The following is a 14606-nucleotide window of genomic DNA, read 5'->3' as shown; positions in this document are numbered from 1 at the left end:
GAGTTGGCGGAACGTCTCGATATTTCCCAATCGCACCTTTCTGATATCGAACGATGCCGGAAAGTGCCAAGTCAGGAAATCGTTGCACGATACGCTGAAGAGTTTGATCTGCCAGTCAGCTCGATCTGGTTTTTTGACGAGAAGCTGACAGAAGGTACGACGCCGGGCGCTATCGAGAAGGCGCGTGGGGTTGTCGCTGACAAGATACTTGATTTTCTTCGGATGATCGAGCGTAAGCGGGCGTCATCATGACGAAGCGCCGCGACAAGTCCTATGCCATCGATCAATGTGCCCTCTATCGATGCAGCACGCGCAAAAAGTTGTTCAAACTATTGCAGACCAGTTCCGAGAAGTTTGCTGAGTTGAAGGCCGCATCCAATCTCTACAAGCCTCTACGCAAGAAGAAAAAAGACGGAACGTTCCGTCCTGTTCTTGCACCACGGGGCGATCTGAAGCGTATTCAGCGCCGGATAGGAGAGTTGCTGCTGCGGGTGAAAACTCCGGACTACCTGATGTCGCCGGTGCGCGGACGCTCGAACATCGACAATGCCGCACGGCACCGCGGGGCAGCGGCGTTCCATCTTCTCGACATCGAAGATTTCTATCCGAGCTGTACGGCCAGCAAGGTAGCATGGTTCTTTGGTAAGTGTCTCGGGTGCCCTCCCGACGTAGTGAAAGTTCTTCTCGATCTCACGACGCTGAACGGGGTTCTGCCAGCCGGAAGCCCTGCCAGTCCATCGCTCGCCTTCTGGGCCTACGCTGACATGTGGGATGAGATTGATCAGCTGACCAGCGATGCCGGATGCCAGGTTAGCGTGTATGTCGACGATATAACAGTTTCTGGTCAAAGCGTTCCTGGGGTATTGATCCACGCGATCAAGGAGCGGCTTGCGCACCATGGTCACAGCTTTAAAGCTTCGAAAGAAATCGGTCAGATTAATGCGCCTGTCGTCGTCACGGGAGTTGTGGTGCGGGATCGAACGCTTCTCATGCCAAACGTCCAGCATCTAGAACGCCATAAGTTAAGGGTAGAGGTCGCGAAGCTGCCCGAAGGATACGAGAAGGCTCAGAAGATGGCCTCCCTAATAGGGCGTGAAGGTACTGAGCGGCAAATCTTGGCGCGCAACGATGTTCCCTGATTTTCAATGATGGATAATACATGACGACTGTTTTCTTTTCTTACTGCCATGCTGATGAAGCTCTGCGCGACCAGCTGGAACGCCAGCTCAAAATACTTCAGCGTCAGGGCTTGATTGAAACGTGGCATGACCGCCGCATCGAGGCCGGACAGGAGTTCGCGGGTGAGATCGACGCGCACATTGAGGCGGATGAAATCATCCTGCTACTGATAAGTCCGGATTTTCTAAACTCAGACTATTGCTACGAGGTGGAGATGACTCGTGCACTGGAACGACACGAGGCCGGAGAGGCGATCGTGATCCCAGTGATTTTGCGTGACTGCCTCTGGAAAGGTGCACCGTTTGGCAAGATTCTAGGTGTGCCGACAGATGGTCGTCCTGTCACCCAGTGGCCTGATATCGACCATGCATTCCGGCTTGTTGCGGAAGCTGTGCAGGCGGCGGCGAAGCGGGTTGGGGCTGTGACAGCCAAACCTGCACAGTCTGCGGTGGCCGCTACGGGCTTCAAATCAGAGCCTGCAATCCGGTCCAGTAACCTTCGGATTGCCAAGACCTTTAATGATCGTGACCGGGATGTTTTCCAAACCGACGCATTTGAGTTCATGGCAAAATACTTTGAGAACTCGCTTTCTGAATTGTCTGCTCGCAATCCCGAGATTGACGGGTCGTTCCGCAGGCTTGACGCAAACCGCTTCAGCGCGGTGGCCTATCATAAAGGTCAGTCTGCGAGCCGCTGCACCGTGTTTATGGGGGGGCGGCAAATCGGGGGCATTGCTTACACTGCGACCGAAAATGCTGAAACCAACGGGTTCAATGAGAACCTAACCGTCGAGGCCGATGAGCAAACCCTTTATCTGCGGAGCATGGGGATGGCACACTTCGGTCAAAACCGAGATCAAAAGCTGACGTTCGAGGGTGCGGCAGAAACTTATTGGCAGATGTTTGTGCAGCCACTTCAGTGACAAATGCAATAGTTATAAGTGGCTGTTACTATTTGCCGAAACAATGATTTTTAAACTGAACGAGGGTGGCAAAGTATGAATGCTGTTGAGATCGAAGAAGCCATATCAGCATTAGCCGAGCAGCCGTTCAACGCCGAAGAGTTTCCTTTCTCGTTCCTGCTGGCATTTGGCAACAAAGCCACAACCATCAAACGCCTGCAAAGCGGATCGTCTAACAAATCCGACCAAGGCGGCGTGCTTCAGACCAACAACATTCATTTGAAAGTTTGCCTAGAAGGCGAAGTCACCAATACCTTTGCACAGCTCAAGGTCAGTCCCGCCACCACCAAGGCCAAGGCGAAATTCGTGCTGGCCACGGATGGCACCGATCTTGAAGCCGAAGACCTGACCACGGGCGAAACGATTGCCTGCGCCTACACCGACTTTCCCGATCACTTTGGCTTCTTCCTGCCCTTGGCAGGGATCAACACCGTCAGGCAAATCCGCGAGAGTGCCTTTGACATCAAGGCGACTGGCCGCCTCAATCGGCTCTATGTCGAGCTATTGAAGGACAACCCCGAATGGGGCACGGCTGCGCGCCGCCCCGACATGAACCACTTCATGGCGCGGCTAATCTTCTGTTTCTTTGCCGAAGACACCGATATTTTCACCGAGCCCGACCAGTTCACTGGTACGATTGAGCGGATGAGCGAAAGGGACAGCTCGAATACCGATGAGGTGATCAGCGAGCTTTTCCGTTCCATGAACACCAAGGCCGACGATCGCATGGCAGCAGGCATTGCCCGATGGGCAAACGTCTTCCCTTACGTGAACGGAGGGCTGTTCTCAGGTACGACAGATGTGCCGCGCTTCAGCAAGATCGCGCGGTCTTACCTGATCCACATTGGCAGCCTCGATTGGACAAAGATCAACCCTGACATCTTCGGCTCGATGATCCAGGCCGTTGCCGACGATGAAGAGCGCGGCGCGCTTGGCATGCACTACACATCCGTGCCAAACATCCTGAAGGTGCTCAATCCGCTCTTCCTTGATGATTTGCGCGAAAAGCTGGAAGAGGCTGGGGGCAACCCCCGCAAGCTTCTGAATCTGCGCAATCGCATCGCCAAAATCAGGGTGTTTGATCCAGCCTGTGGATCGGGCAACTTCCTTGTTATCGCCTACAAGGAAATGCGTGCCATTGAGGCCGAGATCAATGAGCGGCGGGACGAAGTCGATCGGCGCACGGAAATCCCGATCACCAACTTCCGAGGAATAGAGCTGCGCGACTTCCCCGCTGAGATCGCCCGGCTCGCACTGATCATTGCAGAATATCAGTGCGATGTGACCTATCGCGGTCAAAAAGAAGCCTTGGCCGAGTTTTTGCCGCTCGACGCTAAGAACTGGATCACTTGTGGAAATGCGTTACGGCTTGACTGGCTGAGTATTTGCCCTCCGACCGGGACAGGAGTTAAGTTTCAGGCCGACGATCTATTTATGTCTCCACTTGAACAGTCTCAGATCGATTTTGCGAATGAGGGCGGTGAGACATACATTTGCGGTAACCCACCATATTTGGGCTCAACTTGGCAGAGCAGAGAACAAAAGGAGGACCTTGGAAGTGTTTTCGAGGGACGCACTAAGACATGGAAAGCGCTCGATTATGTGACCGGTTGGCTCATGAAGGCTGCGGACTACGGTCTGCATACACCAGCAGTTTCGGCGTTCGTCGCTACAAATTCTATTTGCCAAGGACAGCAAGTGCCCTTTCTCTGGCCTCTAATTCTTGAAACGGGGCACAGGATTTGCTTCGCTCACACAAACTTTAAGTGGGCTAACCTTGCCAGCCATAATGCGGGTGTCACCGTTGTTATTGTTGGTCTGGCGAAACAGGCTGGGCTAGCAACATTATTCAGTGAAAACGCTGACGGCGAAGTAGTCCGCAAAGACGTAGAGAACATTAACCCATATTTGATCGCCGGTAACAACGTCATCGTTGAAAAAGCAATGAAGCCTTTAACCCAAGTCAGCTCAATGGATTTTGGGAATAAGGCGGATGATGGTGGCCATTTGACACTATCGCCCGCCGAACTCGATGAATTCGGTTTAACCAGCGAACAAAAGGCAAAGTTCATAAAAAGGTTCCTTGGATCAAAGGAGCTTATAAACGGTGAGCCCCGGTACTGCGTGTGGGTCACCGATGATCAAGTTGAAGAAGCGCGAGATATACCTTCGATAAATGCCCAAATTGAGAAAGTTAAGAATGCAAGACTGAAGAGCAAAGATGCATACGCACGAAGCCTTGCTACTCGACCGCATCAGTTTAAGACGCCGCGCAATGCCCAATCATCAGTTATAGTGACTCCTCGTGTTAGCTCCGAAAATCGTCCCGTTCTTCCCGTTGAATATCTATCTGCGGGAGCAATAATCGGCGACAGAAACTTTGCCATTTATGACGCTCCACTTTGGAACATGGCGCTTATTGCATCCCGGTTGCACTGGGTATGGATAGGTACTGTCTGTGTTAGATTGGAGATGCGATTCTCGTATTCCAACACGCTTGGTTGGAATACGTTCCCTGTCCCTAAGCTGACCGAAAAGAATAAGGTCGATCTGACCCGCTGCGCAGAGGATATCCTTCTGGCGCGTGAGGCGCATTTTCCCGCAACCATTGCCGATCTCTATGAGGTGAAGGATGGCGATAGCAAAATGCCCGAAGACCTGCGCGCCGCACATGACCGCAACGACGAGGTGCTTGAGCGCATCTACATCGGTCGCCGATTTCGCAACGACACGGAACGCCTGGAGAGGCTCTTTGAGCTTTATACCAAGATGACAAAAACGGTTGAGGGGCGAAAAAGTGTTTAAGCGCGTCCCATACAGTGAACTGAACTCGCGTCAAAAGGAAAACTACAACTTCCACAAAGTTGCCGGTGAGCTTGCCGACTATGGCTATAACTGCTTACGCTTGAATGATGATTGGCAAGGGGCGGATTTTCTGGCCTGCCATGTGGACGGCATTGTCTTTTTGAAAATTCAGCTCAAGGGCCGCATGACCATCGACAAGAAATACTTGGGCAAAGACATCCACATTGCATTTCTCAATGGTGATGATTGCTACGTCTACCCTCATGATGAAATGCTTGAGCGAATTTTGAAGCTCGACAAGATCGGGACTTCGAAGTCGTGGCTTGAAGCTGGCGCTTACTCCTGGCCACAACCGCCTATTTGGGCAAAAGATATTTTGAAAGATTATAAGGTTTAAAGATGACAATTAAGAATGTTCCTTCCGTTTCCGTGACCTACGCTCAGAATGGTGGGTCGACCAAATCGAACGAGCTTGGCATGCGGGCGATGCAGGAACGTGCCTATGAGAAGCGGGGCGAGCAGTATCTTCTGATCAAGTCGCCGCCTGCTTCGGGCAAGAGCCGCGCGCTGATGTTCATTGCGCTCGACAAGCTCGCTAACCAAGGAATCAAACAGGCGATCGTTGTGGTGCCGGAAAAGTCGATCGGCGCGAGCTTCAATGACGAGCCGCTGAGCAAGTTTGGTTTTTGGGCGGATTGGCGGGTCGCACCTAAATGGAACCTTTGCAATTCGCCTGGGACAGACGGCGGCAAGGTCAAATCGGTTACAGCATTCCTTGAGAGCGATGATCAGATTCTTGTCTGCACCCATGCCACCTTCCGCTTTGCCATAGAAAAACTTGGGGTAGAGGCGTTCGACGATCGGCTGATTGCTGTAGACGAATTTCACCACGTCTCAGCCAGTGATGATAATATTCTGGGCAAGCAGCTCAATGAGTTCATATCGCGTGATCGCGTGCATGTCGTTGCAATGACTGGCAGCTATTTTCGTGGTGACGCAGCCCCGATCTTGTTGCCAGAGAACGAGGCCAAGTTCGATACGATCACTTACACCTACTATGAGCAGTTGAACGGTTACAAATACCTGAAAACGCTCGATATCGGTTATTTCTTCTACTCGGGTTCTTACGCCGACGACATCCTGAAGGTGCTCGATCCGAACGAGAAGACGATACTGCACATCCCGAACGTGAATTCGCGCGAAAGCACGAAGGATAAGCATCGGGAGGTCGAGCACATCATCGACGCCCTGGGCGATTGGCAAGGCTCAGACCCCAAGACGGGCTTTCAACTTGTGAAGATGCCGGAGGGGCGAATTTTGAAGATTGCCGATCTGGTGGATGATGAAGCGGTGAAGCGCGACAAGGTATCGAGCGCGCTGAAAGACCCTGCCCAGAAGAACAACCGCGATCATGTGGACATCATCATCGCCCTTGGGATGGCCAAGGAGGGCTTTGATTGGATTTGGTGCGAGCATGCGCTGACAGTCGGCTACCGCGCCAGTCTGACAGAGATCGTGCAGATCATCGGTCGTGCCACCCGTGACGCGATTGGCAAATCACGCGCTCGCTTCACCAATTTGATTGCAGAGCCCGATGCAGCCGAAGCAGCCGTCACTGAGGCGGTGAACGATACGCTGAAGGCGATCGCCGCCAGCTTGCTCATGGAGCAGGTGCTTGCGCCGCGTTTCAACTTCACGCCGAAGAGTGCCAAGAGCGGGCCGGTTGAAGGCTTCGACTATGGTGAAGGCGGCTATGATCCTGCGAAGGAGAATGTCGGTTTCAATGAGGAAAGCGGAAAGTTCCAGATCGAGATTAAAGGACTGGCAGAGCCTAAGAGCAAAGAAGCCACACGTATTTGCCAAGAGGACTTGAATGAGGTGATCACCGCCTTTGTTCAAGACAAGACGACAATCGAGCGCGGGCTTTTTGATGAAGAGCTTGTGCCCGAAGAGCTGACGCAGGTGCGCATGGGCAAAATTGTCGGGGCGAAATTCCCCGAGCTGGATGCTGAGGATCAAGAGGCCGTCAGGCAGCACGCGGTTGCCGCCTTGAACCTGACCCAGAAGGCCAAGGAGGTCGCGCTTTCCGCGCCCGACGATGCGCAGGTGAGCGGCAACACGGCGTTGATCGACGGCGTGCGAAAGTTTGCGATGGACGTGCGCGAGCTCGACATCGACCTGATCGACCGGATCAATCCATTCGGCGAAGCCTATGCAATCCTTGCAAAGACCATGAGCGAGGAGAGCTTGAAGCAGGTGCAGGCGGTGATCTCAGCGAAGAAGGTGCAGCTCTCCCCTGAAGAGGCGCGTGATCTGGCGCGGCGCGCTGCAAAGTTCAAGCAAGAGCGTGGACGCCTGCCAGACATCACTTCCCCGGACGCCTGGGAAAAGAAGATGGCCGAAGGCGTGGCTTACCTTGTGCGCATGAAGCAGGAGGCAGCCAATGGTTAAAGAATTTACTCAGGAAGATGATGCTCTCCTGGCTGAGCTTGGCGTCGAGGTCGAGACCAAGAAGGCCGTCACGCGGACACCCCGCGAAGAGCGTATCATTGCAGGTTTTGAAGAGATTCAGCGCTTCGCCGAGGAACATGGTTCCGCGCCACAGCACGGCGAAGAGCGTGATATCTTTGAACGCCTTTACGCCGTTCGACTAGATCGCATTCGTGAGCTTCAGGAAAGCCGCGAGCTGGTCGCACCTTTGGACGAGATGGGGCTCTTGACGGGTGCGGCCAAAGCCACATTAGCAGATGCGGAAGAGCTCGACGATGATGCCCTTTTGGCCGAATTGGGGATTGACGTCGAAGCCCCTCCGATCACTGAGCTGAGGCACGTTCGATCGACTGCTGAGAAAAAAGCCGCCGAAGAAATTGCGCACCGCGACAAATGCGAGGATTTTGAGACCTTCAAACCGCTTTTTGAGCAGGTGCAAAAGGAGCTCGACAGCGGTTTGCGAGACACGCGACCTTTCGAGATGAAGGCTGAGATCGAGAAGGGGCGATTCTTCATCGTCAGCGGACAGAAGGCCTATGTCGCGGACAAAGGTGAGACGACAATCACCGACCAGGGGCGCACGGACGCTCGCTTACGAGTGATCTTCGACAACGGTACAGAGAGCAACATGCTCATGCGATCGCTTCAGCGTGCCCTAAACAAGGACGAGGCGGGGCGGCGGATCACCGAGCCGACCGCCGGACCTTTGTTCTCTGATCAAACGATCGATGGGGACGAGGCAAGCGGCACGATCTATGTGCTGCGGAGCAAGGCGGATCATCCGCTTGTCGCGGAGAACCGAGAGCTGGTGCATAAGATCGGTGTGACCAATATGAGCGTGGAAAAGCGCATCGCGGGGGCTCACCTTCAACCAACATTCTTGATGGCAAATGTTGAAATCGTTGGGACTTACGAGCTCTACAACATCAACCGGACGAAGCTTGAAAACCTGATCCACCGAATTTTTGAACCTGCCCGGCTTGAGATCGAGATCATGGATCGCTTCGGGCGGCCAGTTGTGCCGCGCGAGTGGTTTCTCGTGCCGCTTTTTGTGATCAAGGAAGCGGTCGAACGGATCAAAGACGGGACGATTGCAAGTTATGTTTACGACCCTGACAAAGCAGCTTTGGTTCGACGTGGGTAAGCTTCCGCAGTTTTTCGTGCAATAAATCCGTTAAAGTCAAAAGGCTTGGGCTCACCAGATTGTTCACCAACGATCAGCGCATCCTGCAACGACTTCACCTTCGCTTCACGCTCTTCAAGAAGGCGTAGGCCTGCGTGGACAACATCGCTAGCTGATCCATAGAGCCCTTCCCCGACCTGCGCGTCGATGAAGTTGGCAAAATGGTCTCCTAATGCGACGGATGTGTTGCGGGTCATGATGCGTCTCTTTACTAATTTTCTCTCTACGGATGGCGACAGGTCTCGCTTCATGAGCACCTGAATGCATTGAGCGTCACTCTAAACGTTCAGCAATCCACGTCTTGATCAGCGCTTGGCGAGTAATACCAAGCTTCTGAGCCTGACGATCTAAACCGGCAACCACCCAAGTTGGGAAATCTACGTTTACCCGCTTGGCCTCAACATTGAGGCGGCGCGCCTTTGTCCAATCGACATGGGCGGACATGTCTTCGTCCGCGTCGAAGCGTTCGTCGAATTCAGTCGCTTTCATAGTGGTCAATCTCCTGCTTGCGAGCGCGGCGCACGGAGATGATCCGCACCCGGTCGCTCCGGTATGTGTAGACAGCCGTCCAGTGTCTGGCCCCGATCATGCCAACCGCCAGAAAGCGTGGTTCATCCGTGACGTTGGCGGGGGCCTCGATCAGATAAGGATCATCCCAGAGAGCCTGAGCCTCATCAAAGTCGATTCCGTGTTTTTCACGGTTCGCGGCGCTCTTGTCGGTGTCATACTCGAACTTCATGAAAAGTAATATAAGGTGAAAATGGTATAGTTACTATACCTTTCTTTCAGCAAGCAGTAACGCCGCCTGCATGTCCTAAGGACATGCAGGCGGCGTTACTGGGCTGTCAAGAACTCCGTCCAGCCTATTAAGCCATTACCCAAACATCGTCAGCTGCTGAGGCTCCACCCAATAGCCGCGATGGCGCTTGGCCGCTTCTAGCGTGACCAGTGCAGCGATCGCCTGATTTTCGCTATCAAACCAATCCATCCTGACCTGCCCGCCCTGCCCTATGCGACCCCATTCCCGAAGAAGCGTCCATTCACCAAAGAGGTTTGGCATGACGGACATCCGGTAAAACCGGGCGACATTGTTAGCAGGCTGACGCTTTTCGAGATAGGTCTGCATGGTTCAGAGATGGTACTTGCGCGCGATTTCGAGGGCTTCGGCCTGTTCGGTGCCAATGTATTCTTTGGTGCTTTCAATGCTGGCATGGCCAAGCAAAAGCTGGGCCGCACGCAGGTTGCCGGTCTGCTGATAGATGTGAGTTGGGAAGGTCCGGCGCAGCGAATGCAGTCCGTAGAGACTGGGATCGAGGCGGGCCTTTTCCAGCCAGGATTTGAACAACCGCCAGAGTTGGCTTTCGCTGAGGTGCGTGTGGGACCACCTTGCCCCCTGCCCCGTGAACAACCATGCATGCATCTGCTTTTCAGAGGCGGCGAGATAGCTACTCAAGCTGTCGCGCGTCCCCGACGACAGCCGCGCTTGGACTGGGCGCGCATTGCGGCTTTCCGTTTTCTTCTGGCGGATCTCGACGATCTCGCGGACCCCTGCCGGGGTTGCTACGTCCGAGACCCGCAGCCGCACGAGATCCGAGCCCCGGAAGCTCGTATCAAGTGCCGTGTTGAACAACGCCAGATCACGCAGTGCGCGATCCTGGCCCAGGATCATCCGGATCAGCGCAACCTGGTCGGGCGTCAGCGGTGGCTTTTTGCCCACGACACGGCCTTTGTTCCAGGTGGTCTCAGGTGCAGTCGGCATCACCAAATCCTTGCAAGCTTATTTCATAAATATACCCATAAACCGTGCATGATGAAAGTAGCATGTTGTGCGATGTGGCGCTTTACTCAAGTTTTGTTGGATTTTAGCCTGTGGGCCCATGCGAGCTTTTAGCGAAAAGCTCGCATGAATTGCAGGCGATGAGTGCGCAATTCGCGGATGCCGTTTGACATGATCGGCCCTTAGCGGACTTTGGATTGGATTATCGGCGCTGCGGCGCAGCTTCCGTAAAGCAGTCGTTCAAACACAGTAGAGCATTCCGAGGAAACCTCTGACTTTAATCGGTGTCTTCGACAGCTTCCATCTCGAAGGCATTGTCGTTGATTGGTGAAACCCGCCTTTCAAATCGATGTATCATCCTTGTTAAATCAGGGTCGCCGATCTCTTTTTCAGCAGCCTTCATCGCTTCGAGTGCATCATCGATAAATGAAATATCCCCAGACACACGATATAGTTCCAAAGACACATCGGCATGGAGCTGAAGGCTCTGACGATTGAATGGGTCACCCTTCAAAATAACTAATGCAGAAGCAAACGCTTCGTTTAACATCGTTGCTTTATCGTCGAGCATCAAACCTAACGTACCAATTGCACGCTCAATGAGTAGACGGACCCTGTAACGGCGGACCGGCCCATCAGCACCCAAGTCATTCTCAAAAATTCGTATTTCAGCTTCTGCGTCAGGGAAGTGGCCATTGCGAATTAGGTTGGTGATCAGCCGGTGCCGGGGAACCCGTTCCCGAGGAGCTACTGAGATCATCATTCTGAGGAGCTCATTCTGAGATGATACGTCCGAAATACGTGATAATCCCCCTTCAAAGCTGCAAAGCTGCCGCAGCGTTCTGATTTCAATGTCGTAAGTTGGTGAAATCTTAGAAATCACTTGCTTCAACAGCCCAAAAATTTCTTCCTGACCACTGAATTTATGTTTCGATATTATCTCAGAAATTACTGGATGTCGCCCACTCCAACCGAATATGCTTTCACGGTGGTTGATCTGATATTCATCGACTAGCCCTTCAAGGTTCTCGAGGACCAAGCCAATGTCTTGAGCTGTTATTTGAAGTAGTCTTACCACGAGTTGGCGGTGGACCCTGACGCCGAAGCTTTCCAAGGCGCAAATGACCTTGTACACAGACTGATACTCTGGACTGATACTAGAAAACTCACGCAAAATGATTGTGTCAAAACTATCGTTTGCAAAAATGTTCTTCATGCAGACAAAGAAATCTTTGTTGCACCTTTCAATTAGTCGACGCCTACGTTCTGGAAAGGTGAAACCTCTAAAGCTTTGATCAACCAACTTTGCAATTTCAGGAACTCCCTCCACCAACGACAAGAGGCTGCTGATTTCTGATGGATTGAGTGAAGATAATTCCAGAAGTTGTGCAGACTTGTACAAGTTTGCGGTTTTGATCCGTGGTTTCCAATGGTTTTTGGCAGAGGTTAGAATTAGTCGGAGGCGCTTTGATCCATCATCGTGCAGCAAATTAATTAGGTTGTTGATTTCATGAAGATAGAGATGTGCATCATCCAGCACTAGCACAGCGTCGCGCTGGCTGTCTTCGAGAACTTTTGCAACGGATCTCCATTCATTAGCGATGAATTCCCGATCTGGATTATGTTCCCAGCCCAAAAAACCTTTCCCAATGAGGCCGAATGCAATTTGCCGGGCTAGCGATGTTTTCCCAACACCACTTGCGCCCAGTATCACTGAATACTGTGTGTCCTGCTGCAGTTTTTCAGAAATCTTGTCCTTTAGGCTTCTGGGAAAAGTGAAACCTGCTCGTATATCAGCATAAGAGGGCGCTGCCCCTCCAAACATTTTCGCAAAATCGGGGGGTATCTGGTTTGCTTGGTGTTCAATGTCGACGGTAATGGATCGTAGTATAGCGCTTTGAATAAGCGGATCATCCGAAGTTTCAAAAACGGGAACAAGCTGATCAGATTGCTTTGCGAGTTCAAAAAAGAAATCATCAATCCCACCAAACGCAACCTGTAACCCTTTTCTTTCGAGAAGCATCGCTCGGTTGTCGTCCTGGGTATAAACAAGCAAAAAAATTCTTGCCGAGGAATAGGACTTTTGCCGGATTTTAAGTGCCCGCTTCACTAATTTATCTAAATCTGGATCAGCTAAAGATTGCCCGATGATAACGACGTCATGAGAGTTTAGATCATTCTTGAGCCTGTCATAGAGCGCATCACGATAGTCTTCAACGGTGTCGTTATCTTCCTCGGTCAGAACCAATTTCGACCGATGCCCGTCCGAAGTATCGAAGCCAATCGTTCCATGTATCTTGAGAATTGGAGTTGAGGTTGAAGGCGTTGGTTCACCAAAATCAAAGTTTGAAGAGAAAACCCGAATATCCTTACCTTTCTTCGTAAAGGCCCTTTCAACCAGGTCATCATAATTTGTCGTGAATATTGAAACCCAGTCATACTCGGCTACATTTTGGAGGCCGCCGGTCGGTCGCAATCCCTTAAACTTAAGCCTCACCTGCGTGACCAATTCTTTGCGGCTCTTCTTAAACTCAAACAACGAGCAGAGCTCAGCAAAGCTATAGGTTCCAGGCTCTTCGCCGATCAGCGGAGCCAAATGTTCGCACAGGTTCCAAACGCTTGGTGCGCCGGATGGTAGGGATGCCCCTGCACCGAAAACCAAAACAGTATTGCTTGGAACAATCTCCGAAACGAGCGAGTTAATCGAGATTGTCATTCTATGGCCCCAAAACTCTGAGCGAGGCCACGGCATCGCGAAACACACTTTTGACGCCTCTAACTCTCGATAAGAGACGCATTTCAAGCCGGAGTGTTCTATGGCTCGGAGAAGACCGTTTGCCACATGCAACTTCAAGCTGAATTTCACAATGGATGTAAGTTAATCCGACGTAAATAGGTTATTATTAGGAAACTTGTGTCTGGCGTAATTATTCTGGGGGCTTAGAGGATTTGATTGGACAATCCTATGGGATAGTTTGGTCTTGAATGGCTGCTTTCGTCGCTGGTCTCGAGCCATTGTACTGATGCAGAGAATGACCGCTTCCCCCCCTTCGTGCCTAACGGTGCATCTGCGATGCTTGGCCGGTAACATTCGATGCAAGCTTATGACCAAAAGCTCGCATGATTGAGTGCTCAGGTTGTGTGACAGGCGTTGCAGCAGTAGTAACAGCCATTTGCGTTGTAGCCAGAAGACTTCGCGTTTTGGACAGCTCCGTGGCAGTCAGAATGTGATCCAAGATCGACACGATTAGCGGAAGATGCCGGGTTTTGACATCCGACTTCATCGCTTCGGTGCACCTCGTTATCGCCATTAGCTTGCTTATTTTTGTTCACATAAAAATTAGGCATAATCACTCCAAATATAGATCAATGGGTTCATCTTGAAGGTGAATTCAATTCGAGTCCATCTTCTTAGAGGGGTGTATGATCTATGAAGTTAGCAACTGTTGTTTACAGGTGATCAAAAATGCCCCCAAGCGCCAAAGCCTCCGAAGAAAGCGAAGTCAGTCGAGAAGACCTCTATGAGCAAGTTTGGACTACACCAGCTAGCCATCTTGCTAAAAAATTCGGTGTGTCTGGCTCGTACCTTGCTCGCGTTTGTGATGCTCTCAATGTACCAAGGCCGCCTGTTGGATATTGGCAGAAGAAAGCAGTAGGTAAAGATAAACCACGCCCTGACTTACCACCCGCGTCGCCAGGAGATCAGTTGCGTTGGACAAAAGATAAGCCAATCGCACGACCGATACGAAAGCCAATCCAAAGGAAGGCGCAAAGCACACCAGCAGCACAAACTGGGAAAACTGGTCGCCATCCGATCCTTAATGCAGATTCGGTAACAGCACTATCTATAAGGTCAGATAAGTCTTCTTCGCTCAACTCACCCGTTGCCGCCAGCCGCCGTAGCGCGTCCCTTTGCCAATCAGGCCGTACTTCTTGATTTGACCAAGTAATAAGCTCTTCAAATGCCATCAAACTATTGTCCTTAAAAATGCCGAACAGCGATGAGCCGCTGTTTGTTCGCCACAGGCTAAGCCAAGTGCCCTTTATGCGAAAACGCAGAATCGTTGGAGCGGAAGAATTATTTTGAAAGAGTCGAGAACAAGCTCACAAGATCATTGTCGGAAAACTCTGTATCGGCGTGACTGCTTCGCCCACGAGAGTTTGGTTGGTAGTCACCATAGTCTGACACTTCAATTTCACTGATTTTCTCA

At 51.8% G+C, this 14606-nt stretch carries 14 protein-coding genes; 7 read left to right on the top strand and 7 right to left on the bottom strand.

Annotated features, from left to right (window positions below; translation table 11 throughout):
• From BUB72_RS18265 to BUB72_RS18235, 7 genes are all read left to right on the top strand, one after another.
• A partial coding sequence (locus BUB72_RS18265) for a helix-turn-helix transcriptional regulator (RefSeq protein ID WP_083588732.1) occupies positions 1 to 252 on the top strand: 252 nt, incomplete at its 5' end.
• Complete coding sequence (locus BUB72_RS18260) at positions 249 to 1139, top strand: reverse transcriptase family protein (protein ID WP_073146400.1); 891 nt, start codon at positions 249 to 251, stop codon at positions 1137 to 1139. The genes BUB72_RS18265 and BUB72_RS18260, both read left to right, overlap by 4 nt.
• A 20-nt stretch (positions 1140 to 1159) precedes the next feature.
• Entirely contained in the window at positions 1160 to 2101 is a 942-nt protein-coding gene (locus BUB72_RS18255) for a toll/interleukin-1 receptor domain-containing protein (RefSeq protein ID WP_073146398.1), read from the top strand.
• 75 nt (positions 2102 to 2176) lie between these two features.
• On the top strand, positions 2177 to 4945 hold the full coding sequence (locus tag BUB72_RS18250; protein WP_073146396.1) for a class I SAM-dependent DNA methyltransferase: 2769 nt from the start codon (positions 2177 to 2179) through the stop codon (positions 4943 to 4945).
• Positions 4938 to 5342, top strand: coding sequence for a hypothetical protein (locus BUB72_RS18245; RefSeq protein WP_083588731.1), 405 nt, complete (start codon positions 4938 to 4940; stop codon positions 5340 to 5342). Before BUB72_RS18250 ends, BUB72_RS18245 begins: the two co-directional genes overlap by 8 nt.
• Positions 5343 to 5422: 80 nt before the next feature.
• Positions 5423 to 7396 (top strand): DEAD/DEAH box helicase, encoded by a 1974-nt coding sequence (locus tag BUB72_RS18240; protein WP_245814940.1) that lies wholly within the window; start codon positions 5423 to 5425, stop codon positions 7394 to 7396.
• Complete coding sequence (locus tag BUB72_RS18235) at positions 7389 to 8579, top strand: GIY-YIG nuclease family protein (RefSeq protein ID WP_073146388.1); 1191 nt, start codon at positions 7389 to 7391, stop codon at positions 8577 to 8579. Before BUB72_RS18240 ends, BUB72_RS18235 begins: the two co-directional genes overlap by 8 nt.
• Here the strand turns inward: BUB72_RS18235 and BUB72_RS18230 are convergent.
• From BUB72_RS18230 to BUB72_RS18705, 7 genes are all read right to left on the bottom strand, one after another.
• The gene (locus tag BUB72_RS18230) at positions 8540 to 8815 is read right to left on the bottom strand and encodes a type II toxin-antitoxin system ParD family antitoxin (RefSeq protein ID WP_073146385.1); all 276 of its coding nucleotides are present in this window, start codon (positions 8813 to 8815) and stop codon (positions 8540 to 8542) included. The genes BUB72_RS18235 and BUB72_RS18230 overlap by 40 nt on opposite strands.
• Positions 8816 to 8891: 76 nt before the next feature.
• Positions 8892 to 9107, bottom strand: a complete 216-nt coding sequence (gene brnA, locus BUB72_RS18225; RefSeq protein ID WP_073146383.1) for a type II toxin-antitoxin system BrnA family antitoxin — start codon at positions 9105 to 9107, stop codon at positions 8892 to 8894.
• Complete coding sequence (locus tag BUB72_RS18220; RefSeq protein ID WP_073146381.1) at positions 9094 to 9357, bottom strand: BrnT family toxin; 264 nt, start codon at positions 9355 to 9357, stop codon at positions 9094 to 9096. Before BUB72_RS18220 ends, brnA begins: the two co-directional genes overlap by 14 nt.
• Before the next feature lie 135 nt (positions 9358 to 9492).
• Positions 9493 to 9744, bottom strand: coding sequence for a WGR domain-containing protein (locus BUB72_RS18215; RefSeq protein ID WP_073146379.1), 252 nt, complete (start codon positions 9742 to 9744; stop codon positions 9493 to 9495).
• A gap of 3 nt (positions 9745 to 9747) precedes the next feature.
• Positions 9748 to 10377: a tyrosine-type recombinase/integrase gene (locus BUB72_RS18210; RefSeq protein WP_073146377.1), complete on the bottom strand. Its 630-nt coding sequence runs from the start codon at positions 10375 to 10377 to the stop codon at positions 9748 to 9750.
• A 295-nt stretch (positions 10378 to 10672) separates the two neighbouring features.
• The gene (locus tag BUB72_RS18205) at positions 10673 to 13111 is read right to left on the bottom strand and encodes an SIR2 family protein (RefSeq protein WP_073146374.1); all 2439 of its coding nucleotides are present in this window, start codon (positions 13109 to 13111) and stop codon (positions 10673 to 10675) included.
• Positions 13112 to 14097: 986 nt separating this feature from the next.
• Positions 14098 to 14364, bottom strand: coding sequence for a hypothetical protein (locus tag BUB72_RS18705; protein ID WP_139250727.1), 267 nt, complete (start codon positions 14362 to 14364; stop codon positions 14098 to 14100).
• Positions 14365 to 14606 lie beyond the last annotated feature (242 nt).

Origin of the sequence: Litoreibacter ascidiaceicola, assembly GCF_900129235.1 — a bacterium.
In the GTDB taxonomy this organism is placed as follows: domain Bacteria; phylum Pseudomonadota; class Alphaproteobacteria; order Rhodobacterales; family Rhodobacteraceae; genus Litoreibacter; species Litoreibacter ascidiaceicola.
This window is presented reverse-complemented; position numbering and strand designations above follow the sequence as displayed.

What these genes read in the sequence shown, in the direction of transcription:
- BUB72_RS18250 (WP_073146396.1), top strand. Translation starts at nt 2,177, where the DNA reads ATGAATGCTGTTGAGATCGAAGAAGCCATATCAGCATTAGCCGAGCAG.
- brnA (WP_073146383.1), bottom strand. Translation starts at nt 9,107, where the DNA reads ATGAAAGCGACTGAATTCGACGAACGCTTCGACGCGGACGAAGACATG.
- BUB72_RS18235 (WP_073146388.1), top strand. Translation starts at nt 7,389, where the DNA reads ATGGTTAAAGAATTTACTCAGGAAGATGATGCTCTCCTGGCTGAGCTT.
- BUB72_RS18205 (WP_073146374.1), bottom strand. Translation starts at nt 13,111, where the DNA reads ATGACAATCTCGATTAACTCGCTCGTTTCGGAGATTGTTCCAAGCAAT.
- BUB72_RS18215 (WP_073146379.1), bottom strand. Translation starts at nt 9,744, where the DNA reads ATGCAGACCTATCTCGAAAAGCGTCAGCCTGCTAACAATGTCGCCCGG.
- BUB72_RS18240 (WP_245814940.1), top strand. Translation starts at nt 5,423, where the DNA reads ATGCGGGCGATGCAGGAACGTGCCTATGAGAAGCGGGGCGAGCAGTAT.
- BUB72_RS18260 (WP_073146400.1), top strand. Translation starts at nt 249, where the DNA reads ATGACGAAGCGCCGCGACAAGTCCTATGCCATCGATCAATGTGCCCTC.
- BUB72_RS18210 (WP_073146377.1), bottom strand. Translation starts at nt 10,377, where the DNA reads ATGCCGACTGCACCTGAGACCACCTGGAACAAAGGCCGTGTCGTGGGC.
- BUB72_RS18230 (WP_073146385.1), bottom strand. Translation starts at nt 8,815, where the DNA reads ATGACCCGCAACACATCCGTCGCATTAGGAGACCATTTTGCCAACTTC.
- BUB72_RS18705 (WP_139250727.1), bottom strand. Translation starts at nt 14,364, where the DNA reads ATGGCATTTGAAGAGCTTATTACTTGGTCAAATCAAGAAGTACGGCCT.
- BUB72_RS18220 (WP_073146381.1), bottom strand. Translation starts at nt 9,357, where the DNA reads ATGAAGTTCGAGTATGACACCGACAAGAGCGCCGCGAACCGTGAAAAA.
- BUB72_RS18255 (WP_073146398.1), top strand. Translation starts at nt 1,160, where the DNA reads ATGACGACTGTTTTCTTTTCTTACTGCCATGCTGATGAAGCTCTGCGC.